Raw genomic sequence first — 1,778 nt, 5'->3', positions numbered from 1 at the left:
GCCAGAACTTCTTTGTTCCACCCACTGAAAATCACCCTTGCCATTGCCCAGTAAAATATGTCCATAGCTGGCATCCAGCCTTCCAAACTGCGGGGGAAAGGTAAACAGGTTGCCACCAGCTACCAGGTCCATCTTACCATCACCATTGACATCTGTAGCCAGCATCGCATTGACACTGGAGAGTTGCACCATCACAGGCAGCGTCTTTACTGTAAAGACACCTCCTCCCTCATTGATGGCCACTATGGATGAGGGGTAATTGAACAAACGTTGCGTGGCCTGCTCCAGCACCGGCTTTGCAAACAGATCCTGTATGGACTTTTTGGCATAATCACTGTGCTTCAAATTGCCCTTTTTTAGCCCCGGAAACTGCTCGGTGATCTCACGCTTTAAGAACACCGGCACATCCCTGCCCTCCACCGTGCGGGTTAAAAACTGGTCCACTGTACCATTCTGGTCAAAATCATTCACCCATAGCTTTACAGGCGCATTGCCTGCGGGACGCAAATAAAAGTTCTCCCCTATATTCCCTATGATAAGATCCTGCCTGCCATCACCATTCACATCTGCTGAACTCACCGTTTGCCACCAGCCAAACAGCTTTTCCAGCCCCGTATGTGCCAGCTCATTGAACATCTTTCCATTCCACTTCCATATCCTGGTACTCATCCACTCCCCTGTCACTACCAGTTCTTTTTTTCCATCACCATCCACATCCGTCCATACCGCACCCGTTACCATGCCCACCTGTGACAAAGAAGGTGCTACAACTGGGGTCACATCACTAAAATGGCCCTTCCCATCATTTTGATACAGGTAGCTGCGCGGTGTGACACCATAGGCGTAAGGCACACTCCTTGAACCAACAAACAGGTCCATATCACCATCTGAGTCATAGTCACTGGCCACCACTACCGAAATATTCATATTGTTTGCAGGAAAAGCTGTAGTGTCCACACTAAAGTTCCCCCTGCCATCATTTTTGTACAACCGGTGCTCCAGCCCACGGCTGTGCGGCGTTACATTGTTGCCGCCCGAACCTATAAAAAGATCATTGTCACCATCCTGGTCCGCATCAAAGAAAGTAACCGCCACATCCTCGTAGTCCTTATACTGCTCAAACACCCCTTCAGCTTTTCTTACAAAGCCTCCCTTGCCGCCCTGCAGGTACAACTGGCCCGCCTGCCCCCGCGCCCCGCAGATGTACACATCCTCCAACCCATCACCATTCACATCCCCCTTTGCCATATGAGGCCCTTCCCTTGACAGCATCTCGGGCAAATTGCGCTCGGCATAAAAATCAATATAATCATCCTCCCGGTGCGCCTCCATTACAGTGGCCACCGTATCCACAAGCGTAACTGTCTTCTGATCCCAACCCTGCTCTGCATACAAAGGCGCTGTACCTGCTTTGGGTTGCTCAAGTTTGTGCACCCTGTTCACTAAAGGATGTACATATTTGCTATAACTCCTGTCAGGCCATACAACGATCATCGAGTCCACAATACTGTCCCTGCCCAATCCTATGATCTGCCTGTAATCAACCGAAGACTGGAAACCACGCGAAGGAACCACCTCCCGGTAATATACCTGGCCACCCTTGTATACCTTCACCTTGCTGCCAATGGCATAACGGTTACCGCCACTGCCCCTTAACTCAACCCCTATATAAGCATTACCATTCAACTCCCTGGAATTATTACGGTACACAAACGCAGGCCCATTCTCATTGTTGATCACCAAATCCAAATCACCATCACCATCCAAATCAGCATAGG

1 protein-coding gene is annotated in these 1,778 nt (G+C 49.9%); it reads right to left on the bottom strand.

Annotated features, from left to right (window positions below):
* A partial coding sequence (locus BP74_RS21600; RefSeq protein ID WP_496377638.1) for an FG-GAP-like repeat-containing protein occupies positions 1-1,778 on the bottom strand: 1,778 nt, incomplete at both ends.

This window comes from Flavisolibacter ginsengiterrae DSM 18136, assembly GCF_059568575.1.
The sequence above is the reverse complement of the archived record's forward strand: the minus strand, read 5'-3'. Positions and strand labels throughout refer to the sequence as shown.